The sequence below is a fragment of the Flavobacterium arcticum genome, assembly GCF_003344925.1.
In the GTDB taxonomy this organism is placed as follows: domain Bacteria; phylum Bacteroidota; class Bacteroidia; order Flavobacteriales; family Flavobacteriaceae; genus Flavobacterium; species Flavobacterium arcticum.
Genome location: NZ_CP031188.1, coordinates 1,114,432 through 1,138,325 on the forward strand (window position 1 = coordinate 1,114,432; position 23,894 = coordinate 1,138,325).

General features: G+C 37.0%; 22 protein-coding genes. 11 read left to right on the forward strand and 11 right to left on the reverse strand.

Annotated features, from left to right (window positions below):
* Positions 1 to 209 precede the first annotated feature (209 nt).
* Together DVK85_RS05040 and DVK85_RS05045 are read left to right on the forward strand one after the other, a co-directional pair.
* A complete protein-coding gene (locus tag DVK85_RS05040; protein WP_114677389.1) occupies positions 210 to 683 on the forward strand; it encodes a hypothetical protein in 474 nt (157 codons plus the stop codon).
* Between the two features lie 16 nt (positions 684 to 699).
* Positions 700 to 1,116 carry a hypothetical protein gene (locus DVK85_RS05045; RefSeq protein WP_114677390.1) on the forward strand — a complete coding sequence of 139 codons (417 nt, stop codon included), beginning with the start codon at positions 700 to 702 and terminating at the stop codon, positions 1,114 to 1,116.
* A 72-nt stretch (positions 1,117 to 1,188) separates the two neighbouring features.
* On the opposite strand, the gene sufD is transcribed toward DVK85_RS05045, so the two are convergent.
* From sufD to DVK85_RS05070, 5 genes are all read right to left on the reverse strand, one after another.
* On the reverse strand, positions 1,189 to 2,505 hold the full coding sequence (sufD, locus tag DVK85_RS05050) for a Fe-S cluster assembly protein SufD (RefSeq protein ID WP_114677391.1): 1,317 nt from the start codon (positions 2,503 to 2,505) through the stop codon (positions 1,189 to 1,191).
* A 52-nt stretch (positions 2,506 to 2,557) separates the two neighbouring features.
* Entirely contained in the window at positions 2,558 to 2,920 is a 363-nt protein-coding gene (locus tag DVK85_RS05055) for a four helix bundle protein (RefSeq protein WP_114677392.1), read from the reverse strand.
* A 39-nt stretch (positions 2,921 to 2,959) separates the two neighbouring features.
* Positions 2,960 to 3,709, reverse strand: a complete 750-nt coding sequence (gene sufC / locus DVK85_RS05060; RefSeq protein WP_114677393.1) for a Fe-S cluster assembly ATPase SufC — start codon at positions 3,707 to 3,709, stop codon at positions 2,960 to 2,962.
* 31 nt (positions 3,710 to 3,740) lie between these two features.
* Entirely contained in the window at positions 3,741 to 5,189 is a 1,449-nt protein-coding gene (sufB, locus tag DVK85_RS05065) for a Fe-S cluster assembly protein SufB (protein ID WP_114677394.1), read from the reverse strand.
* A 77-nt stretch (positions 5,190 to 5,266) separates the two neighbouring features.
* Positions 5,267 to 5,596 carry a HesB/IscA family protein gene (locus DVK85_RS05070; protein WP_114677395.1) on the reverse strand — a complete coding sequence of 110 codons (330 nt, stop codon included), beginning with the start codon at positions 5,594 to 5,596 and terminating at the stop codon, positions 5,267 to 5,269.
* 180 nt (positions 5,597 to 5,776) lie between these two features.
* Here DVK85_RS05070 and DVK85_RS05075 point away from each other — a divergent pair, with 180 nt between their 5' ends.
* From DVK85_RS05075 to DVK85_RS05085, 3 genes are all read left to right on the forward strand, one after another.
* On the forward strand, positions 5,777 to 6,637 hold the full coding sequence (locus DVK85_RS05075; protein WP_114677396.1) for an MBL fold metallo-hydrolase: 861 nt from the start codon (positions 5,777 to 5,779) through the stop codon (positions 6,635 to 6,637).
* 77 nt (positions 6,638 to 6,714) lie between these two features.
* On the forward strand, positions 6,715 to 8,322 hold the full coding sequence (locus tag DVK85_RS05080; protein ID WP_114677397.1) for a S8 family peptidase: 1,608 nt from the start codon (positions 6,715 to 6,717) through the stop codon (positions 8,320 to 8,322).
* A 256-nt stretch (positions 8,323 to 8,578) separates the two neighbouring features.
* Positions 8,579 to 10,462, forward strand: a complete 1,884-nt coding sequence (locus tag DVK85_RS05085; protein ID WP_114677398.1) for a M1 family metallopeptidase — start codon at positions 8,579 to 8,581, stop codon at positions 10,460 to 10,462.
* A gap of 155 nt (positions 10,463 to 10,617) precedes the next feature.
* Here the strand turns inward: DVK85_RS05085 and DVK85_RS05090 are convergent, their stop codons facing one another.
* On the reverse strand, positions 10,618 to 11,313 hold the full coding sequence (locus DVK85_RS05090; protein ID WP_114677399.1) for a S24 family peptidase: 696 nt from the start codon (positions 11,311 to 11,313) through the stop codon (positions 10,618 to 10,620).
* A 93-nt stretch (positions 11,314 to 11,406) separates the two neighbouring features.
* Between DVK85_RS05090 and rnpA the strand changes: the two genes are divergently transcribed.
* The 5 genes from rnpA to DVK85_RS05115 all read left to right on the forward strand — a co-directional run bounded on the left by rnpA (position 11,407) and on the right by DVK85_RS05115 (position 17,288).
* The gene (gene rnpA / locus DVK85_RS05095; RefSeq protein WP_114677400.1) at positions 11,407 to 11,790 is read left to right on the forward strand and encodes a ribonuclease P protein component; all 384 of its coding nucleotides are present in this window, start codon (positions 11,407 to 11,409) and stop codon (positions 11,788 to 11,790) included.
* A gap of 70 nt (positions 11,791 to 11,860) precedes the next feature.
* Positions 11,861 to 12,706 (forward strand): DUF4349 domain-containing protein, encoded by an 846-nt coding sequence (locus DVK85_RS05100; protein WP_114677401.1) that lies wholly within the window; start codon positions 11,861 to 11,863, stop codon positions 12,704 to 12,706.
* A 4-nt stretch (positions 12,707 to 12,710) separates the two neighbouring features.
* Entirely contained in the window at positions 12,711 to 14,348 is a 1,638-nt protein-coding gene (locus tag DVK85_RS05105) for a S41 family peptidase (protein WP_114677402.1), read from the forward strand.
* A gap of 129 nt (positions 14,349 to 14,477) precedes the next feature.
* Positions 14,478 to 16,445, forward strand: a complete 1,968-nt coding sequence (locus tag DVK85_RS05110; protein ID WP_114677403.1) for a KUP/HAK/KT family potassium transporter — start codon at positions 14,478 to 14,480, stop codon at positions 16,443 to 16,445.
* Positions 16,446 to 16,469: 24 nt separating this feature from the next.
* Entirely contained in the window at positions 16,470 to 17,288 is an 819-nt protein-coding gene (locus DVK85_RS05115) for an OmpA family protein (RefSeq protein ID WP_114677404.1), read from the forward strand.
* Between the two features lie 49 nt (positions 17,289 to 17,337).
* On the opposite strand, the gene DVK85_RS05120 is transcribed toward DVK85_RS05115, so the two are convergent.
* The 5 genes from DVK85_RS05120 to DVK85_RS05140 form a co-directional block, all read right to left on the reverse strand.
* Positions 17,338 to 17,799, reverse strand: coding sequence for a GNAT family N-acetyltransferase (locus DVK85_RS05120; RefSeq protein WP_114677405.1), 462 nt, complete (start codon positions 17,797 to 17,799; stop codon positions 17,338 to 17,340).
* Positions 17,799 to 18,455, reverse strand: a complete 657-nt coding sequence (locus DVK85_RS05125; RefSeq protein WP_114677406.1) for a hypothetical protein — start codon at positions 18,453 to 18,455, stop codon at positions 17,799 to 17,801. Before DVK85_RS05125 ends, DVK85_RS05120 begins: the two co-directional genes overlap by 1 nt.
* Complete coding sequence (locus DVK85_RS05130) at positions 18,456 to 19,433, reverse strand: DUF4837 family protein (RefSeq protein WP_114677407.1); 978 nt, start codon at positions 19,431 to 19,433, stop codon at positions 18,456 to 18,458. It lies immediately after the preceding gene.
* 19 nt (positions 19,434 to 19,452) lie between these two features.
* Entirely contained in the window at positions 19,453 to 21,198 is a 1,746-nt protein-coding gene (locus DVK85_RS05135; protein WP_114677408.1) for a lytic transglycosylase domain-containing protein, read from the reverse strand.
* A gap of 94 nt (positions 21,199 to 21,292) precedes the next feature.
* The gene (locus tag DVK85_RS05140; RefSeq protein ID WP_114677409.1) at positions 21,293 to 22,480 is read right to left on the reverse strand and encodes a phosphoglycerate kinase; all 1,188 of its coding nucleotides are present in this window, start codon (positions 22,478 to 22,480) and stop codon (positions 21,293 to 21,295) included.
* Positions 22,481 to 22,742: 262 nt separating this feature from the next.
* Between DVK85_RS05140 and DVK85_RS05145 the strand changes: the two genes are divergently transcribed.
* Positions 22,743 to 23,891, forward strand: coding sequence for a DNA polymerase III subunit (locus tag DVK85_RS05145; RefSeq protein WP_114677410.1), 1,149 nt, complete (start codon positions 22,743 to 22,745; stop codon positions 23,889 to 23,891).
* The last annotated feature ends 3 nt before the right edge of the window (positions 23,892 to 23,894 follow it).

The window sequence follows — 23,894 nt, forward strand, 5'->3', positions numbered from 1 at the left end:
CTACGGGTAGGGGTTTACATATGCAAATTATTTTTATTAATTCTAAATAAAAGAGAAGGGTTTAGATTTATAATGTTTGTTTAAACTAAAAACATCAGCTTTTTATAGATTTTGAAAATTTCTATATTTAAGTTTTTCAACTGGCTAGATTATTGTTGTAATGGAATCAAGTAAACAAATTGTGGGGACAATTCATTAAAGACTAAGAAATGCAAATAGAATATTTACAAGATTTGTTAAACTATCCTACTAGACCAGGCAATACTAAGTCTTATTGGTTTAATACACCAATTCCAGAAACAGAAATAACAGCTTTAGAAGACTTATATAATAATGGAGCACCTTTTCCTAAAGCATTACAGGAGTTACTATATTTAGCGGGAGATTATTGTTATGTACTGGATTATGGGATTAATGAATCTCAGCAAGAATTACAAGAAGATGTACGAGAGCTCATAAATGAATATGGAAAACAAATAACACGACCTTTTTATGCTGTAGATGTTTATAATGGTAACGACCAGTGTTTATTTATTTATCTTGACGAAGGAGATGACCCCTTTGTACATGAGGGATATTATTCTGACCCTGAATCTACATGGATAACTAAATTAAAATTAAAATTATCTGAATTTATAAACTATCGGGTAAAAAGAGTACAAGAAGGACGAAGTCCTTTTTGAAATTATTGTAATTAAAATGACTAAGAGAGAAGTATACAATTTAAAATTCTACAAAGGGCTAAATGGTTTTGGCACTATTGAGCATATGATAGATGCAAGTGATGCAGTAGGACTGTATGCAAGACTTTTTTTTATAGATATATTATACCCCATTGAAATAGAGAGTTTTATTCATGAGATTGAGTTAATAGAAAATAACCAGCCGTATGACCCTGAATTTCTAATTTCTGGTGGAACAGAAGGAATACACATAGAGTTTGTCCACCCTAATGTTATAATTGATTTTGATCTCATAATTCATATGAGTGATTTTAAAGAATTATTAATAGAATGGAGAGAGTTTAGAACAGAAGATACACCTACAAAGAAAGAGACTTTTATAGCAAAAATTTTACGGAAATTACAAGCAATTAAAACTAAACTTTACAGCTAGAGGAGCAAGAAGTATAAAAACAAAAAACGACCTTGAATAAGGTCGCTTTTTAAATATATATTGTATTGAATATTAAAGATCAAAACCCATATTAACGCCTAGTTTTTTGGCGATAAGCTTAGTAATTCTGCTTTTTAATTCTGGTATTTTAATACTCTCGATAACTTCGTTGCTAAAGGCGTACATTAGTAATGCTTTGGCTTCTTTTTTAGGGATACCACGCGACTGCATATAAAACATTGCACTCTCGTCGAGCTGCCCAATGGTACATCCGTGAGAACATTTTACATCGTCGGCAAATATCTCAAGCTGTGGCTTAGCGTTTATTGTTGCTTTTTCGCTTAATAACACATTGTTATTCTGCTGAAAAGCATCGGTTTTTTGTGCTTCTTTCTCTACGTATATTTTACCATTAAACACTCCTGTGGAGTTACCGTCAAAAATACCTTTGTAGTTTTGGTGACTCTCGCAGTTAGGTGTTGCGTGCTGTACTAGCGTATAGTGATCTACGTGTTGTTTATCGCCTATAATGGTAATACCCTTCATAGTGCTCTCTATATGCTCCCCTTGGTGGTAAAAGTTCAGGTTGTTACGGGTAACATTACCCCCAAAAGAGAACGTGTGTACCGATGCATTGCTATCTCCTTTTTGAGCGATATAAGTATTATCTACTATGTTAGCTGTTTGTACGTCGTTTTGTATCTTGTAATAGTCTAAAATAGCGCGCTCTTGCACAAACATCTCAGTAACACTGTTAGTTAACACAGGGTTGCTGTTAAGGCTCTGGTGGCGCTCTATGATTTGCACCTGCGCATTTTCGCCTACTATAACCAAGTTTCTTGGCTGCACCATAAGTGCTGCTTCGTTACCTGTAGATAGGTACATGATTTCGATAGGCTTATCGGCTACTTTACTTTTAGGGATGTTTATAAACGCTCCCTCTATAGCAAATGCAGTATTTAGCGATGTAAGGCTATCATCAGTATTAGCTATCTTATTAAAGTAAGTATCTACTATATCTTTATACTTTGGCTTTGTTAATGCCGATGACATAAGGCATACATCAATACCATCGTGTGTGGTAGAGGAAAGGTATGAACTAAATACACCATCGATAAAAACTAACTTGTATGTATCTATATCGTGTAGGAAATACTTTTTTACATCGGCATAATGAAGTGCCGTTTCTGATTTAGGGAATACACTAAAATCGTTTTTAAGGATGCTGTTAAGCGATGTATATTTCCATGCTTCCTCTTTTTTGGTAGGGAAGCCTTTATTTTCGAAATTCTTAATGGCATCTGTACGAATATCGTGCAGGGTAGAGTGTACATCTACACGTTCTTCGAAAGCCATGAAAGAAGATAATAATTTGTCTTTTAAATCCATTTTATTCTAGTCAAAAGTTTTAAAGTCATAAAGTCATAAAGACTCTCTGGCTTTATTTACTAAGGTATTTTATAAAGCCACTAAGCAGCTTTGCTATATCAGTAATTTCTGTTAGTAATTCATTAAAAATCTCGCTAGAGATATAATTAAGATCGTAGGCAAGATATAATTGTGACCTTAGCTCACCCGCCGAACCTTTAGCTATGTATAAAAAATGTATAAATTCTTTATCTGTATTACGTTCAAAACCTTCTGCTATATTAGAAGATATTGACACAGAGCACCTTCTCATCTGTCGAGCCAAATCAAAGTCTTTCTTAAAAGCCAGAGCGTCTGTAATGAGGTATATCTTCTTATTAAGAACTCTTGCTTTTTGCCAAGAATTAATTTCTTCAAAAGAATTAAACTTCCCCATAGTTCTTTACGACTTTATGGCTTTCGACCTTCGACTTTATTATACGTTTTCAGCTTTAAGCCAGTCGTATCCTTTTTCTTCTAGCTCATGAGCCAGTTCTTTACCACCCGATTTTACAATTTTACCATTGTAAAGTACGTGTACAAAATCTGGAACTATATAATCTAAAAGTCTTTGGTAGTGTGTAATTACAATAACTGCATTGTCTTTACTACGCAGCTTGTTAACACCGTTAGACACGATACGCAATGCATCAATATCAAGACCAGAATCGGTTTCATCAAGTATCGCTAGTTTTGGCTCTAGCATTGCCATCTGGAAAATCTCATTACGTTTCTTTTCTCCACCAGAGAAACCTTCGTTTAACGAACGTGATAAGAACTTACGGTCTATTTCTAAAAGCTCACTTTTTTCACGAATAAACTTAAGCATCTCATTTGCTGGCATATCTTCTTTACCTTGTGCTTTACGGGTTTCGTTAATCGCTGTTTTCATAAAGTTAGTTACCGATACTCCTGGTATCTCTACAGGGTACTGAAATGAAAGGAAAACACCTTTGTGGGCTCTTTCTTCTGGAGCAAGCTCGCCAATATCTTCACCTTCAAAGATAATTTCACCACCTGTCACTTCATATTCTTCTTTTCCGGCTATAACCGATGATAGTGTACTTTTACCAGAACCATTAGGTCCCATTATAGCGTGCACTTCACCTGCTTTTACTTCAAGGTTTATACCTCTTAAAATTTCTTTATCTTCGACACTTGCGTGTAAATTTTTTATTGATAACATTAATTTGGAAATTTGTTGATTTGGGAATTTATTAACCGACTGAACCTTCAAGGCTTATTTCTAAAAGTTTTTGAGCTTCTACAGCAAACTCCATCGGTAGTTTATTAAGTACTTCTTTACTAAAGCCGTTTACTATAAGTGCGATTGCCTTTTCTGTAGGAATACCACGCTGGTTACAGTAAAACACTTGGTCTTCGCCAATTTTACTTGTAGTAGCCTCATGCTCTATTTTGGCTGTTGTATTTTTAGACTCTATATACGGGAATGTATGCGCCCCACAGTTGTTACCCATTAGTAATGAGTCACATTGCGAAAAGTTACGCGCATTTTCGGCACGACTGTTTATTTGTACTAAACCACGGTAGCTGTTTTGCGATTTTCCTGCCGAGATACCTTTAGAGATAATAGTACTCTTAGTATTCTTGCCAAGGTGTATCATTTTAGTACCTGTATCTGCCTGCTGATAGTTATTGGTAACTGCAATAGAATAAAATTCTCCTACTGAGTTATCACCTTTTAGCACACAACTTGGGTATTTCCATGTTACTGCAGATCCTGTCTCTACTTGTGTCCAAGATATTTTGGCATTCTTTTCGCAAAGTCCACGCTTGGTTACAAAGTTGTACACACCACCTTTACCCTCTTTATTACCAGGGAACCAGTTTTGTACTGTACTATATTTAATTTCAGCATCGTCCATTGCTATAAGCTCTACTACCGCAGCGTGCAACTGGTTTTCATCACGGCTTGGTGCGGTACAACCTTCTAGGTAACTTACATAACTACCTTCGTCGGCAACTACAAGTGTACGTTCAAATTGTCCTGTTCCTGCTTGATTGATTCGGAAATAAGTAGAAAGTTCCATTGGGCAACGTACTCCTTTTGGTATATAACAAAAAGACCCATCGGTAAATACTGCTGAGTTTAACGCAGCATAAAAATTATCTTTTTGCGGCACTACAGTACCAAGATATTTCTTTACTAACTCTGGATGCTCTTTAATAGCTTCGGATATGGGGCAGAATATAATGCCCTTTTCGGCAAGTGTTTTCTTGAATGTAGTGGCTACAGAAACAGAGTCTACAACAATATCTACCGCCACATTATTCATCTTCTTTTGCTCATCGATAGAGATGCCCAGTTTTTTATACATTGCCAAAAGCTCAGGGTCTACATCATCAAGCGTTTTATTTGGGTCTGCTTTTTTTGGTGCAGAGTAATATGATATCGCCTGAAAATCGGGTTTTTGGTAATGTACATTTGCCCATTCAGGTTCAATCATTTGTTCCCATGCTCTAAAAGCCTCAAGTCTCCACTCTGTCATCCACTCTGGCTCTTCCTTTTTAAAAGAAAGCGCACGAATAACATCTTCGTTAAGCCCTATTGGGAAAGTATCACTCTCTATATCGGTATAAAAGCCATATGCATACTCTTTATTTTCGAGCTCGACTTTTAATTCTTCTTCTGTATATTTACTCATAACTTAATTTGTTTCGGGTTTAACATTACTAAACGTTTACTATTAAACACCGAACTTTCAACTTTACAACTCATTAATTATAATGAAAAACTCTCCCCACAACCGCAGGTTCTTTGTGCATTTGGGTTGTTAAACACAAAGCCTTTTCCGTTAAGACCACCAGAATATTCTAGTATTGTTCCTGCAAGGTACAAGAAGCTTTTTTTGTCTACGGCTATCTTTATGTTGTTGTCTTCAAATAATTTATCATTCTCGCCCATGGCTTTGTCAAACTTCAGGTCATACGACAAGCCTGAACATCCGCCACTCTTTACGCCTACTCTCACATAGTCGATAGTAGCATCAAAACCGTCGTCCTCCATAAGGTTCACGATTCTTTTTCTTGCTGTTTCAGAAACTTTTATCATGTTCGTATTATATATAATTAATCTAATTTAGTGCAAAGATACCCACAATTTTACAGATTGCAATAAAAGGTGTCTGTTTTATGCTTATAAGTATATAGGCAATGTTTATACCATGTTTTAAATTATAATTATTCTTATCAAAATTTGTAACTTGCTGGCTTTAAAACTCAAACAAACAACATGAAATTATACCCAATAGAGAGCGGTAACTTTAAGCTCGATGGCGGTGCTATGTTTGGCGTAGTCCCAAAAACCCTTTGGAGCCGTACCAACCCTGCCGATGATAAGAACCTTATAGATATGGCAGCGCGTTGCTTACTAATAGAAGATGGCAACAGGCTAACCCTTATCGATACGGGAATGGGGAACAAACAAAGCGAAAAATTTTTTGGTTATTACTCCATGTGGGGCGACCATTCTATAGATAAGTCACTGGCAAAATATGGTTTTAGCCGTGATGATATTACTGATGTGTTTTTAACACACCTGCATTTTGACCACGTGGGCGGTGCTATACAATGGAATAAAGACCGAACGGGTTATGAAACTGCTTTTAAAAATGCACATTTCTGGACAAATGATAACCACTGGGAATGGGCAACTAAACCTAATGCGCGCGAAAAAGCATCTTTCCTTACAGAGAATATTATGCCAATGCAGGAAAGCGGACAACTTAAATTTATAGAACGCCCCAAAGGCGATTTTAAAGAAAGTAGCGAAATGGGCTTTGGGATATTTTTTGCCGACGGGCATACCGAGAAGCAAATGTTACCTCATATAAATTATATGGACAAAACTTTTGTGTTTATGGCTGACCTTTTGCCAACAGCAGGGCATATACCGCTACCTTATGTAATGGGCTATGATACACGACCGTTGCTTACGCTTGACGAAAAAGCTAAATTTTTAAATACGGCTGCTGATAAAGAATATTATTTGGTACTAGAGCATGACGCACATAATGAAATAATTACAGTACAGCATACCGAAAAAGGCGTTCGTCTTAAAGAGGTTTTAAAATGGGACGATATATTAATGTAATGTTAATTATCGCCATACTTGTAACAAATGATTAATAAATTAGACTCATTTTCTATAAAAGTAAACTAAATCAAGATATGAAATTTAAATCAATTTACCTGTCGGCTGCCCTCGCCCTATTTCTTGTAGGATGTAGCGCAACTAAAAAAATAACGGCAGAACCTATTACTATCTCGTCAATAACACCTAAAAAGGCAGACTTGACTGAAAACGAACTAGAACGCTGGAGTCATTTAGATATAGTAACCGATACTATACCTGGAATGAGTGTAGATAAAGCGTATAAACTACTTGAAGGCAGAAAAGCCAAAAAAGTAATTGTAGGTGTTATTGACTCTGGGGTAGATATTGAGCACCCTGACTTAAAAGATGTTATCTGGACAAACGATAAAGAGATTGCTGGTAACGGTAAGGATGATGACAAAAACGGATATATAGACGACGTACACGGATGGAACTTTCTTGGTGACATAGCACACGAAAACTTAGAGTTTGTACGTATCGTTAAAAAAGGGGACGATGGCTCTGAAACGTATAAAAAAGCGAAAGCTGAATACGACCAAAAGTATGGCGCTGCTATGGCTGGAAAACAGCAAATGGAGGCAATAATGGGTGCTGATAAAGCTATTAGAGAAGCACTAGGTAAAGATGATTATACTGCCGAAGACCTAAAAGGTTTAGAAACTGACGATGCAATGATAAATAGCATTAAGCCTCGTTTTGTTATGATTTTAAGTAACGTTTCTAGAGAAGAACTTATTAGTCAGATACAAAGAGGTATGGATTACTACGGTGGTCAGTTAGAGTATAACCTAAACCTTGACTATAACCCTCGTCAAGAGATATTAAAAGATGACGCTGATAACTTCGACGTTCGTGGTTATGGTAATAACAATGTTATAGGTCCAGATAAAGAAGAAGCAAAACATGGTACTCACGTTTCCGGTATTATTGCACAAGCAAGAGGTAACGGTATAGGTGGCGATGGTGTTGCCAGCAACGTAGTAGAGATTATGCCTGTACGTGCCGTGCCAGATGGTGATGAGTATGACAAAGATGTAGCTTTGGCTATTCGTTATGCAGTAGATAACGGAGCAAAAGTAATTAACGGAAGTTTTGGTAAATACTACGCTACACACAGCGAATGGGTATATGATGCTATTAAATATGCAGCAGAAAAAGATGTACTTATTGTTTGTGCATCAGGTAACGAAGGTACAGACCTTAACAAAGAAGGTGGTGTAGAGCGTTACCCTAACGATAACAGAAATGGTGGTGCTGAGATTTCAGATAACTTCCTATCCGTAGGTGCATTAAACCACCCCCTAGATGTTAATCTTATTGCTGATTTTTCTAACTACGGTAAAACAGATGTAGATGTATTTAGCCCAGGTGTAGAGATATATGCTACAACACCAGATAACAACTATGAGTTCTTGCAAGGAACATCTATGGCATCGCCAAATGCGGCAGGTGTAGCAGCACTTATCCGTGCTTACTACCCTAAACTAAAAGCAGCGCAAGTAAAACAAATCATAATGCAGTCAGGACTTCCTATTAACATAGAGGTAGCTGCAGGTGGCGACACTAACGATATGAGAGCTTTTAGCGATGTGTCTATGACAGGACGAATTGTTAATGCTTATAACGCTATTATTCTTGCCGATAAAATGTCAAGAATGTAATTAGTAACTATTATATGATTTTTAAAAACCCCGCAAATTACTACTGTAGTTTGTGGGGTTTTTATTTGTTTTCGACTCATAGTCATTGTGCTAAAAAATTATTATGCTCGCAATGGCTAACACTGTAATTCTGAATGTAGCAAAGCAGAATACAGCATCTAAAAAAAATAGATGTTTCGTACCCCAGCATGACGAAAAAAAAAATTAGTATCACTATCAACTTTATAACTTTAAAAACTTTGTTTATTTTTAACCCATGAAGAAATTAGCACTACTCGCCCTGCTGGCTATCGGCAACCTATGGGCACAAGAAAACAACCCTAACCCCGGGTACTGGCAACAACATGTAGATTATAAAATGGATGTGAATATGGACGTGAAGTCTTACACATACACGGGAAATCAGGAATTGGTGTACACCAATAACTCACCAGATACATTGTACCGCGTGTTTTATCACTTATATCCTAACGCCTTTCAGCCGGGTAGCGAAATGGATGCTCGTCTTACTAGTATTGCTGACCCAGACAAGCGTATGGTAAAAAGCTTTAAGCGAGGTACAGAAACCATAAACGAAAGCCGTATAAGTACTTTAAAGCCTGACGAAATAGGGTATTTAAAAATAAAGAACCTAAAACAAGATGGCATTAATGCCGCAAACACCGTAGGCGGTACAGTACTAGAAGTAAATCTTGCTAAACCTATTGCTCCAGGAGCATCGACAACTTTTACACTCGATTTTGAAGGGCAAGTACCATTACAGGTGCGCCGTTCGGGTAGAGAAAGCGAAGAGGGTGTAGCCCTATCTATGACGCAATGGTACCCAAAAATTGCCGAATATGACTTTGAAGGTTGGCATGCTGACCCTTACATAGGGCGTGAGTTTCACGGTGTATGGGGTGATTTTGATGTAAAAATTACTATTGATAAAAAATATACTATTGGTGGGTCTGGTTACCTTCAAAACAAAAACGAAATAGGTAAAGGCTACCAAGACGAAGGCGTTGAGGTAAAACACCCTCGAAAAACTAAAACCCTTACTTGGCACTTTGTTGCCCCTATGGTACACGATTTTGCTTGGGGAGCAGATAAAGATTACATTCACGACAAAGTAATGGGTCCTAATGATACTGAACTGCATTTCTTTTATAAGGATAATAAAGAATATAACGACAGTTGGAAAAAAATGCAACCTAAAGTTGTAGAACTTCTGGAGTATTACAACACCCATGTGGGGGTCTACCCTTATAAGCAATACTCTATTGTACAAGGTGGCGATGGTGGTATGGAGTATGCTATGTGTACCCTTATTACAGGCAAGCGTAGCTATGGTAGCCTTGTGGGGGTTACAGCTCATGAGTTTGCACACTCTTGGTTTCAGCATATTTTAGCATCGAATGAAGCAAAACACGAATGGATGGATGAGGGCTTTACCTCTTACATATCTGATTTGGCTATGGAGGCGGTAATGCCATCTAAAGAAGAAAACAACAACCCTTTTGCAGGAGCATATTCTAACTACTTTTATATGGCATCATCGGGTAAAGAGCAACCACTAAGCACCCATGCTGACAGGTATGACCAAAATGTATTGTACGGTATTTCGGCATACAGTAAAGGAGAAATATTTTTAACACAATTAGGCTACCTCATCGGGCAGGATAATTTAAATAAAACGCTTAAAAAATTCTATGCTGATTATAAATTTAGCCACCCAACGCCTAATGATATTAAAAGAACTGCCGAGCGTATAACAGGTGCACATTTAGACTGGTATTTAAACGAATGGACACAAACAACCAGTACTATAGATTATGGTATTAAAGAGGTTAAAGAAAATGGCGAAACTACTACAATAACCTTAGAGCGTATAGGGCGTATGCCAATGCCTATAGATATTATTGTAGCCTATGCCGATGGTACACAAGAGAGTTTTTATATACCGTTGCAAATGATGCATTACCAAAAAGATAACCCATACCCTAACTTAAAACGTACTATAGAAAAGGAATGGAACTGGGCACACCCAACCTATACATTTACTATAAACAAGCCTAAGAGCGCTATAAAAGTAATGGCAATAGACCCTACAGAGCTTATGGCAGATGTAAATAAAGAAAATAACTTGTTTACTCCTTAACAGAGATAAGCCAAAGTTGGTTTAACAGAAGTTTAGGAAACCTTTACCATATCTTTTTGAATATGGACGCTACATTTGTAATGTAATAAAGGATAATTAGTTGGATGTGCCGGAAACGGCAAAAAACCGCCGGTGGTAGTGCCTGGCGGTTTTTTTTATGTCATAGCATTTATACGAATACTAGCCTTTACTAGTGCAAGTGCTTTTACCTGAGCTAACGGCACTTCTTTATCCTGATGGTGCTTGTTTTCGCTTACCAGTTTTATATAATGGTTGTCTTCTGCTTTTTGTACATACTTTACTGTTATGTACTCTTCGCCACCCATATCAACGCTTAGCAAGTACATTTCGCCCCAAAAAATACTATTAGCAATATCGTTTATCTCTTTATACATAACAATATCGCCGCTCTTTAATAATGGGTACATACTATCGCCTGTTATATACACTGCACCATCACATTTGGGCAGATGCGGTATCATAATATGATCTACTGGCTGAAAAGCTTTGTTATCGCCAAAAAGTGGCACTAAACCCGCTACAGCTTCTAGGTTATACAATGGTATTTGCTGACTTTCTACAGATGTATCGGTTTTTAGCCTATAAGTATTAATACTACTATTTTGCCAAGCGCCATTATCTAGCAGCATATCGCCCTCGCCTGTAAGTAGCCACGTAGGGTTGAGGTCATTGTATAGCAAAAGAATTTTTTCTAGCATATTAGAGCCAATGCTCTTACCATCTTTTACCGCCTTAGATATACTACCCCTACTCGCTTCTAAACTGTTTTCGAAAGCATAAAAACTTATTCCTTTTGCCTCTATATACTTCCCTACTCTTGCTGATACCATATTGTTGTACTATTTTACCACAATAATAAGAAAATAATCTGACACGTACATTATATCGTTTTGAGATTTTAAAATAATGTACCTTTGCGCTTTATGGAAAAGAAGCAATATACCTACCCAAAACAAGAAAAGCTGAAAAGCAGAAACACAATAGATAGAATGTTTACCGAAGGGAAATCGGTGGGCAAGTATCCGTTGCGATTGGTATATGTACCTCTAGAAAATGCCGATGAGGGTATGATAAAAATGGGCGTTTCGGTTTCTAAAAAACACTTTAAAAAAGCCGTTGACAGGAATTATTTTAAACGAATACTGCGCGAAACCTACAGGCTTAACAAACACCTGCTTACCGATAAGCTATCAAAACCTACCGCCTTTATGTTTTTTTACCAAACTAAAGACAGGCTTACCTATGAGGAAATACACACCAAAACGGTACAGCTATTCGAAAAATTTATAGCACAGGAAGAGTTATAATCAATTCTGTTCTAAATTGTTGTACTAAGTAGGTATCTTTTTACGTTTTATTGGGTAAAACCACCCAAATATGAAAAAATGCATTTATACCCTATTTATACTGTTGGCTCTTGCCGGATGTAAAGACAATTATGATGAAAACGACTATGCCGCTGAAGCCGTCGAAGAGATGAGCATAGTTGAAGAAGTAAAATACAAATCGTTGGAAGCAAATAGAGCGTCCTCTGCCGATTATGCCGAAGAAAGTGCTTACGACCCTAAAATCATTAAAAATGCCAATCTGGCTTTTGAAACTAATGATTTAGATGCTACCGCCAACACCATACAAACGGCTGTAAAAAAATATAAAGCACAGGTAAAAAGCGACTCCGAAAGCAAAAGCAGTTACCAAATGAGCCGTAATATTGTAGTGCGAATCCCATCAAAACATTTTGAGAATTTTATTGCCGACATCGGCACGGGAGTTGCTTACTTTGACCGTAAGGAAATAAGTTCACAGGATGTAACCGCCGAGTATATAGATGTAGAAGCCCGTATAAAAGCAAAGAAAACACTGGAAAGTCGCTATTTAGAACTGCTGAAAAAGGCAAACAAAGTGAGCGAAATGCTGGAAATAGAAAAAGAACTCTCATCAATTCGTGAAGAAATAGAGGCTCAGCAAGGCAGGCTCAACTACATGAAAAACCGTGTAGCAATGAGCACTGTAAACATTGAATTTTATAAATTAGCCGAAGCACAGGCGGGTGCAACAGTATCCTATGGTTCTAAAATGGGTAACGCCATAAAATCGGGCTTTAACTCGCTTTCAAGTTTCTTTATCGGTTTGCTCTATCTTTGGCCTTTTATCCTTATTTTCGTAGTTACATTATTTGTAATCCGCAGAAAATTAAAACGAAAAAAACATAAATCATTATAAAATTATGCTCTCCAAATTCAAGAAAAGATATGTTGTCACAACGCTTGCTGCTGTTTTTCTGTTCGTTGGTGCCAGCTTTCAAAATGATTTCTTTGAAATCGCAAAGCAAATAGAAATATTCACTACACTGTTTAAAACCGTTAACACCAACTATGTAGACGAAACCAACCCTGGCGAGCTTATGGATACTGCAATTAAAAGTATGCTTGCCGACTTAGACCCTTATACCAACTATTTTAACGAGGCAGATGTAGCTAAGTTTAAAATAAATAGTACAGGAGAATATACAGGCATTGGTGCGCTAATAACGCGCAAAGATGGCAGGTTAATAATAAAAGAGCCGTATAAAGACTATGCTGCCGATAAAGCAGGACTTAAAGCAGGCGACGAGATTATACAAATAGGCGATGTAAACCTTGCCGATTTTAAAGAAGATGCTGGCGAATTATTAAAAGGTACACGTAACACTAAAATCGATATTAAATACAAGCGTCAAGGCAAAATGCTAAGTACACAATTAATACTCGATGAGGTAGACCTTAGAGCGGTACCTTATTTTGCTATGGCAGATAAAGAAACAGGCTACATAGTGCTATCGCAATTTAATGCAAAAGCATCTAGCGAAACCAAAGCAGCATTATTAGAGCTTAAAAACCAAGGGGCTACTAAAATAATACTCGACCTTAGAGGTAACCCAGGTGGGCTGCTTAATGAGGCGGTAAATGTATGTAACATTTTCTTGCCAGAAAACGAGGTAATTGTGACTACAAAATCGAAAAACGAAAAATATAATACTACCTATAAAACCAAAAAAGCACCTGTAGATACTGAGATTCCTTTGGTTGTTTTAGTAGATGGTAAGAGTGCCTCGGCATCAGAGATTGTTTCGGGCGCATTACAAGATTTAGACCGTGCCGTAGTAGTGGGCAGCCGTAGTTTTGGTAAAGGTTTAGTACAGCGTCCGCTAGAGCTTACCTATGGTACACAGGTAAAAGTAACCATATCGCGCTACTACACTCCATCTGGGCGTGGTATACAAGCATTAGATTATACGCATAAAGATGCCGATGGTAAAGCAATACGTATTGACTCAAAAGACTATAACGCTTTTAAAACCCGTAAAGGTCGTACAGTATATGATGGTGGTGGTATACTACCCGATGTAGTTTTGGAAGAGTCGAAACAAAGCACCATAGCCGATGCACTACAGCGCAATGATGCTATATTTAACTTTATTACTACTTACTACTACAAGAACCCAATTTTAGATAACACACTGCCTAAGATAACCGATAGCGATTTCGAAGATTTTAAAAAATTCCTTAAAAAAGAAGATTTTGATTTTGATACCGAAACCGAGAAAGCACTAAAAGTTATGTATGAAGCATCGGTAAAAGAAAAAATTGACGAAAACATTGCCAAAGAATACAAACAGCTAGTAATGGCGTTAGAAAAAAGTGAGGAAAAAGAAATAAACGAACATAAAGACGAAATAAAAAAACTAATGCTGGACGAAGCTATAAAGCGTTACCAATATAAAGAAGGGCTGTATAAACACTACACTACCAGTAACTCCGAAATTATAAAAGCCACAGCGTTATTAAAGAATACTACCGAATACAACAGGATTCTGCTTAAATAGAAAAACACAAAACCCCCTACTTACTATAAAAGCTAGGGGATTTTTTATGCTTAAAAATTAAATATCAGTAGGTAATAAATGCCTAATAGTTAAAAACATATACCTTTGCAGCTTTAACCCAATTATAAAGTGAGCAGTAATCACAGTAACCTTAACAAAGTAACAGCAGGAGGACTCATTGTTACTTTAGGAATAATTTACGGAGATATAGGAACTTCACCCCTATATGTTATGAAGGCTATAATGGGCGAAGTTCCTATAAAAGAAGAGGTTGTGCTTGGTGCGCTTTCTTGTATTTTTTGGACACTTACCTTACAAACCACCCTAAAATATGTACTGCTTACACTACAAGCCGATAATAATGGCGAAGGTGGTATCTTTTCGCTCTACACACTTTTAAAGAGGTTTAAGAAAAAATGGATGATAATTCCCGCCATCATTGGGGGTAGTTGTCTACTTGCCGACGGGTTTATAACCCCTCCTATATCGGTTTCCTCGGCGGTAGAGGGGTTAAAAGTTTTTAACCCCACCATTAATACCATTGCTATTGTAATAGGCATTCTCTTTGCTCTTTTCTTTATACAGCGTTTCGGGACAAAATTTTTAGGTAAGTTTTTTGGTCCTATGATGCTTATTTGGTTTAGTATGCTGGGTATACTGGGTATGGCTCAAATAGTAGGCGATTTAACTGTTTTTAAGGCATTAAACCCTTACTATGCTATTCATTTACTAAGCATACACCACGAAGGCTTTTATGTGCTTGGTTTTGTATTTTTATGTACTACGGGTGCCGAGGCTTTGTATAGCGATATGGGTCATTGCGGTAGGAACAACATTAGGATGAGTTGGATTTTTGTAAAAACAATGCTGGTGCTAAACTACTTTGGGCAAGGTGTGTACTTAATGAAATATTCGGGTAAAACACTTATAGATCTTGGTACATCTGGAAATCCAGGAAACCCTTTTTATTTACTAATGCCCGACTGGTTTTTACCCATCGGAATTGCTATAGCGACATCGGCAGCAATTATTGCCTCGCAGGCACTTATAAGTGGCTCGTTTACCATGATAAGTGAAGCGATGCGACTTAACCTTTGGCCAAAGGTATCGGTTAAGTTCCCTACAGAGCTGAAAGGACAATTATACATCCCTTCTATCAACTGGTTATTGTTTTTTGGGTGCTGTGCTATTGTTTTATATTTTGAAGAATCGAGTAAGATGGAAGCTGCCTATGGGCTTGCCATAATAATTTGTATGCTAATGACTACTTCTTTACTGGGTATGTTTATGGCTACAAAGCGCTATCCGCTCTGGATCATTGTATCAATTATATCGGTTTACTTGGTTATAGAAGGTGCTTTTTTTGTTGCTAATATAGATAAGTTTCACAACGGTGGTTATGTTTCGGTAATTATTACTGGCGTGCTTTCTGTAGTTATGACAACATGGTACACCGCCAAGAAAATACGAAGTGGTTATACCGAATTTACAAAAGTAGAGAATTACAAAACAGTACTCTCTGAGCTTAGTAACGACCTTACTATCCCTAAATATGCAACGCATTTGGTGTATTTAACCAATGCGCAGTTTAGCGACGAAATAGAATCGAAAGTACTATACTCTATATTGCAAAAAAGACCTAAACGCGCCGACTTATACTGGTTCTTACATGTTAATGTGGTAGATGAACCTTATCGTATGGATTATCGTGTACGCGAAATTATTGAAGGCGATGTTATTCGTATCGATTTTTATTTGGGCTTCCGTGTACCACCAAGAATCAACCTTTTGTTTAAAGAAGTGGTAAAAGATATGGTAGAGCGTGGCGAGGTAGATATTACAAGTCGCTATGAATCTTTAAACCGAAACAATGTTATTGGCGATTTTAAGTTTGTTATTATAGAGAAGTTTATGTCTTATGATAACGACTTGCCTTGGTATGAAAGAATAGTGCTAGATATATACCATGTACTGAAAAAAATAAGCCTTTCTGAAGGGCGTGCTTTTGGGCTTGACAGTAGCTCTGTTAAAGTAGAAAAATTCCCAATAGTAATTCATCCGCCCGAAGATGTAGCCCTAACAAGGGTAGATGAGTAAAAAAATTATTAAATTAGCAGAACAATGAAAACAATTTTCAACATATTAGTTTTACTGCTAGTTACCAACATTACACTTGCCCAAGAAGAAACCGTTTACTCTATATATTTTGAATTTGATAAATATAATTTAGATGATAAACAGGGCAATAATGTTGTAGCTTTTATAAACGCTATAGATACTACCCGAATAGAAAGCATACAGATATTTGGCTATACTGATGACCGTGGTAAAGACGAATATAACTACAAGCTATCTAACAATCGTGCCAATACCATTAAAGAAAAAATGATAGGTAGTGGTATTAAAAACAAAATTATTGTAACCATAGAGGGAAAAGGGCGCATATTGTTGCAAGATGATATCGACAACGTATCAGAAGCGCGCTCTAAAAATCGCCGTGTAGATGTGGTAGTAAACTTTGAGCCACTCCCCCCACCTAAGCTAGAACCGGGTGTATATAACACGGTTAAAAAAGACATGATAGTGGGCGACCGTGTGTACCTTCAAAATATTCTTTTTGAACGTGGTAGTAGCAAACTAACTGGAAAATCGAGAGTAGAACTCGAAAGGATAGCACGCCTGCTGCACAAGTATAGAAACCTACAATTTGAGATACAAGGTCATGTATGCTGTACTCCTACCTTCCAGAAAGAGGCTATAGATAAAGATACTCGTAAACGCGAACTCTCTATAAATAGAGCAAGAACGGTGTACAAATTTTTATTACGTAAAAGAATACCCGAAAGCAGAATGAGTTATAAAGGCTATGGTAATACCGTACCGCTAGGTAAAGGCTCTGAATATGACCGTAGGGTAGAGCTTGTGATTACTAAGATTTAGTATTTAGCACACAGTTTTCAGTTGCAGTGCGTTATTAAGTACAACTAATTTATTGTCGTTTCATCCTGATGTGCGGAATATCGTCTTCAAGATACCCCTCGCCTACCTGCACAAAACCATGACTTTCGTAAAACTTTTTTAAGTACAACTGTGCCGATATGGTAATGGCTGTAGTAGTATAATGCTTTGAAATACCTGCTATAGCAGCCTCCATAAGGTTGTGCCCCCATTTACGGTCACGATATTTCTCATTAATAACGACCCTACCAATGGCAGCTTCTTCAAAATAATACCCTGGTTCAAAAAGGCGTGCATAAGCAACAACATTACCTTCATAAATGCCGAGTAGATGTAATGCCTTTTCATCTTTACCATCTATATCCTGATATACGCAGTTTTGCTCTACTACAAACACCTCACTGCGTAATTGTAGCACTGAGTATAGTTCATCTAGTGAAAACTCGTTAAATTGCTTTATTTTGAATATTGGTTGTTTTGTAATTTCCGACATTATTCTTTAAAATATTTAAGATGACTAACATAATCTGTAAACTTTAGAAATCTGCCGTTTCGTTTCATCTTTTCATTTTCGAAATATATGTATTGATTCTCCATAATCAATTCTATTTCAAAAATATTAGCAGTTCTATCCTTTATGGTATATTTTGAATTTTTTTCAGATAATCCAATAGAAAAAACAGTTATAGTATCTATTTCAGCAGTCTTATCAAAATAAATTTTCCCTTCAGAATCAGTTAATAAATACTCTCCCGAATCATTTATCTTAATACTCCACCCCGGTAAGGGAAACTTATCTTCATTTTGATTTAGATTTAACTGTATATAAGGCTTTCCTTCAGTATGTTTTTCTTCTACTATCAAATAATCGTTTTTACAATAATCATAACTGTTTAAAATTATATTATTGCCCTCTATATGCCACGTTCCTTGAGATTCCTTATAATATAAGCCGGCTCTATAAGTATAAGAAAATGCTGTATCGTTAAGGGTTATTTCTGAATATAGATAAGGATTATTTTTTCTTTTGCAGACATAGTTACCCTTTAGCTGAGTTACTTTTATTGGACTACAAGAAACTAAAAAAAATCCTATGATTAATGTATATGAAAGTAAAGCAGATAAATACTTTATTTTGAATTGAATCATTTATTGAAATTGTAATGACTTGATAATCGACTCCAGCTCTATGATGAGGTCGCGCTTGGGCGACGAAGGGCTGTAAATAAACCCTTCTATTACCAAATAACATTGATGCTTATCGTCGCGAATGGCGTAGTTAAGGAAAGGTCCATTCATAAAGTCATTTTCCATTTCCCAATTACCACGTGTTTCAAAAGCACGATTATCTTTAAAACTTGTCATGAATAAGTAAGGCGAGTAAGCCTCTTCTGTTTTCATGTAAGTATTCTCTTCTTGCCCGTGTATGTATAGACTACCTATAGAGTCGCGCATACTGATAATGTTACTCAATATCGTTTTTTCTTGCTCTATTGTTTCATAAGGCACACTATACAGTAGTATGTTGGTATTACCGCTTGGTATATCTTTTTTTAGCCAAACAAACTTATCATTTTCTATAGCATAGGTATAGGTAGCAGGAACCATTATCGAGATGCCAAACTGTTCTTTAAAAGGTATTGTGTCTAGTAATCCTGCTTTTCGGTTACGCTTTTGGTTTTCGCATATTTCGGTTTCTTTTATTTTCATGATAATCTCATCAGAGTGCATTTCTATGAGATCTAGTAAATCGTCGATGCTTTTTCCGCTAAAGGTAAACACATTTTGTGGCGTGCAAAAACTGTTTTTTTTTGAAGTATATTCCTTTTCGCCTCCTTTGTTTATTATAATAATATTTCTGCCTTTTTTAAGGGCTTCATCAAAGGTACTTTCGTGATATTGGTTTAGTGTAAAAAGAGGTTCTTCTTGTGTAAGACCATCAACTGGTGCAGCTAGTTTTTTGCGCAGGCTGTCGCCTATGTCGCCACTCCATAGCACATCATTTATAATGATAGATATCTCATTAATATTCCCTTTGGATGCTACTGCATCTGCATCGCTGTCATCTTTGCAAGCTGTAGCACAAAGAACAAAAACAAAAAATACTATTTGTTTTATTCTTTTCATGATAATAAACTCCTTTACTTTAGTTAACAACAACCTTTAGCTTCATGCCAGGTTTAATGCTTTCTCCTTTTATTTTGTTCCAGTTTTTAAGGTTCTCTACTGTTACACCAGGATGTTTTTTTGCGATACTGAATAAAGAGTCTCCTTTTTGAACAATATACAAATGCTCCTTTTCATAATCAAAGTCTTTAAACTTATTGTCTTTATGAGTATCAGTCGCCACCTCAAGTGTTTCGGCTTCCTCTTCTGCTATTTCAGTATCTTCAATAACCTCATCTTCATCAATTACTATACCTTCATCAACGGGTATTATAGGTTTAATAATTGCGGCTTTTAGCGGCTTTAATTTTTCCTTTTTAACCTCTTTAGGTTTTATCTCGGCTATAGCCTCTACTTTTGGCATAGGCGGTATATCTACAATAGTTTCTACCTTAATTTTCAGGTTTTGCCCTACCCTAATCATATTACCTCTAAGACCGTTCCACTTTCTTAATTCTGTTACTGATACATCATTCTTGTTGGCTATTGCTCCAAGGTTATCACCACGTCTTACCTTATAGGTTTTGGTGGTGGTAATTATCTTTTTACCATCCATTATTTTGGTTTGTGCAAGTGCCTCTTCGCGTTCTATTACAAAGTGAGGTTTCTCTCTTTGGTCAGCTTCATAGTCTATATAAGCATAGATTCCTTTTTCGTTAGAGGTAAATAAACCAATCTTATCTTTAGGTAACCTCAGGTAATGTGGCTTCTCTGTAGTATAAGGTATAACATCTAGTTTATAAATAGGGTTTAATAGCTGTAATTGCTCCATAGGTACATCTAATAAATCGGCAACTTGCTTAAACGACATTTGACGTTTTACCATTACAGTATCCGTTTCAAAGTACGTCATTGGTGCTTTATTAGCCGTAATACCGTGCTCGCTAGCATATTCATATACATACATAGTAGCTAGGAAAGCAGGCACATAGCCCCGTGTTTCTCTTGGTAATTTTGGTCGTATGTTCCAGTAATTTTTACGATTGCCCGAACGGCGTATTGCTTTATTAACATTGCCCGGTCCTGCATTGTAAGACGCTAAAACTAAATCCCAGTCGCCAAAAATATTGTATAAACTTGATAAATACTGGCAAGCTGCCTCGGTAGCCTGTATAGGGTCGCATCTTTCGTCAACATATGAGTTTACCTCAAGGTTAAACTGCTTACCTGTAGGGTACATAAATTGCCAAAGTCCTGTAGCGCCTACCCTCGATTTTGCACGTGGGTTTAGTGCCGACTCTATAACGGCAAGATACTTTATTTCCATAGGTACATCATACTTGGCAAGGTATTCTTCGAATAATGGGAAGTAATACTCTGATAGTGCCATAAGCCTGCTAAACGATTTTGGTCGGTTTTTCAGGTATGATTTTATGATGTTTTCTAACCCTTTGCTGTATTCTATATGAAATGGCGAGACAGCATCCAGCTTGGCAAGCCTTTCTTTTAATAAAGCCGTAGATAGGTTATAATCTACCTCTTCATCGGGATCTATATTTTGTATATCCTCTTGCATGGTTGCAAAAAGATCTTTATTAGTCAGTTCCTTTACCCAAAGGCTGTCCATACAAGCTAGCTCTTCGTTATGAATAAAGGTTGTTTTTAACGAATCGATATAAGAAAGTTTTACTTCCTGTGCACTCACGGCTGTTTCGGCACCTTCTTGTGCAAAAGCCACAAAAGAAAAGAATGCAAAAACAGCAGACAATATCCTTTTTTTGTTCATAAATTATTTATTAACCGTTACTACACCCTAAATGCTACTAAGGCATAAGAGGTATAACTTTAAAACAGTTGGTATTCGTATAAATTTTAACAGACTACTCTAATATAGCAGCAATACCTGGTAAGGTTTTACCCTCTAGCATCTCTAGCATAGCCCCGCCACCTGTAGACACATAGCTCATTTTTGGCTCTAGCCCAAATTGCTTAACTGCCGAAACAGAGTCGCCACCACCTACAAGCGAGAAAGCACCTTTTGCTGTAGCTTCGGCAATAAATTCGCCTAATGCTATAGTCCCTTTAGCAAAGCTTTCCATTTCGAAAACCCCAAGAGGACCATTCCAAAGTATGGTTTTTGACTCTAATATCACTTTTTTAAAGTTCTCTAACGATTTTGGTCCTGCATCAAGCCCTTGCCATCCGTCAGGAATTTCGTTAACATCAACTATTTGTGTGTTAGCATCATTTTTAAAACCATCAGCAGCCACAACATCTACAGGAATATGTATTTGTACATTTTTAGCCTTCGCTTGTTTCAGTATTTCAAGGGCAAGCTCTTGCTTGTCGTCTTCACAAATAGAGTCGCCAATTTTTCCGCCTAATGCCTTAACAAAGGTGAAGGTCATACCACCACCAATAATGAGGTGATCTACTTTATCTAATATATTTTCGATAACAGTAATTTTAGAAGATACTTTACTTCCGCCCAAAACAGCTGTAACTGGCTTTTCGCTATTTTTTAATACTTTATCTAAACTCTCTATTTCTTTAGCAAGAAGCGCACCAAAAACTTTATTTTCAGGGAAAAACTTTGCAACTATAGTGGTAGAGGCATGCGCACGGTGTGCTGTACCAAAAGCATCGTTTACATAAACATCGCCTAGTTTTGATAATTTTTGAGCAAATGCTTCGTCGCCTGCTGTTTCTTCATCATAAAAACGTAGGTTTTCTAACAGTAATACTTCTCCTGGTTTAAGGTCGGCAGCAGCTTTTTCAACCTCATCGCCTACACAGTCATTTACAAATTTTACATCCTTGCCTAAAACCTCCGATGTTTTTGCAACAATATGTTTAAGCGAGTATTTATCTTCTTTTCCTTTTGGTCTACCCAAGTGGCTCATCAGGATAACACTCCCGCCATCATTTAAAATTTTATCGATAGTTGGTTTTGCCGCATCAATACGTGTAGTATCGGTAACGTTAAAATTCTCATCAAGAGGCACATTAAAGTCTACTCTAATTAATGCCTTTTTACCTTTAAAATCAATATCTGAAAGCGTTTTCATATGTGTATTTTTTATTTAGTTTTTAATGAAGCGTAGCAAATATAACTTTTTCTGATAATAGTTTGAAAAATAGCGATTGAAAAATGAAACTATAAAAAAATCACTCGTTGTAGTTGTTAAGTACTGTCATGCTGAGAAATGAAGCATCTCTATTTCCTGCTTGTTTTAGATTCTTCACTACGCTCTGCTACGTTCAGAATGACAGCGTAATCTTCATCAATCATAACACACCAAATCCCCTAAATTCTGCTATATTTGTTCCATGCTTTTTTCAGAAATTTTAGGACAGGAACACATTAAAAACCACTTAACCAAAAGTACCGATAGCGGACGCATTCCGCATGCGCAATTGTTTGTAGGTCCAGAGGGTTCTGGTGCGCTCGCTATGGCTATTGCCTATGCGCAGTATATTTTGTGCGGTAATACCAGTGGCGAAAACAGCAACGGTAATGCTGCTTGTAACCTGAAGTTTCAGAACTTTTCGCATCCTGATTTGCATTTTGTGTTCCCAGTAGCGCCCAATGGAGAGGTAAAAAGCCACCCTGTGAGTGCTAACTTTATGAAATCGTGGCGCGAGTTTATTACCCAAACGCCTTATGGTAGTCTTTTTGACTGGTATAAAAAAATAGGCATTGCCAACAAGCAAGGGCAAATAGGGGTAGATGAAGCGCAGGAGATTATGAAATCGCTTTCGCTAAAAGCATACGAGGGTGGTTATAAAGTAATGATTATTTGGATGGCAGATAAAATGAATACTGCTACCGCTAATAAACTCCTGAAACTGCTAGAAGAACCGCCACAAAAAACGGTTTTCTTGTTGGTAACAGAAGATGAAGACGATATACTACAAACCATACTGTCGCGCTGTCAAGTGTTACACTTTGGTGGGCTTAGCGAACAAGCTATAGCCGATGCATTGGTTTCTCGTGAAAATATAGAACCAGCCGTAGCGCAGAAGTTAGCCCACCAAGCGCAGGGCAATTATAACCAAGCAACGCATTTACTACACAAAAAGGGTGACGATTACCCCTTTGAAGAGTGGTTTGTACAATGGGTGCGTGCTGCTTTTCGCGCCAAGGGGAATGCTGCTGCGATACACGATCTGATAAGTTGGAGCGAACAAATAGCGGGTATAGGGCGCGAAGCGCAAAAACAGTTTCTTGATTTTTGTATTACTATGTTCCGCCAAGCATTAATGCTTAACTATCAGGCTAAGGAGCTGGTATATATAGAGCCTACTGTAGATAAATTTAAACTAGAAAATTTTGCACCGTTTGTTAACGGCAACAACATTAACGATATTTTTAAAGAGCTTTCAGATGCCATTTACCATATAGAACGTAATGGTAATGCTAAAATAATTTTGACTGACTTATCTATTAAACTAACACGACTAATCCATAAAAAATAAACA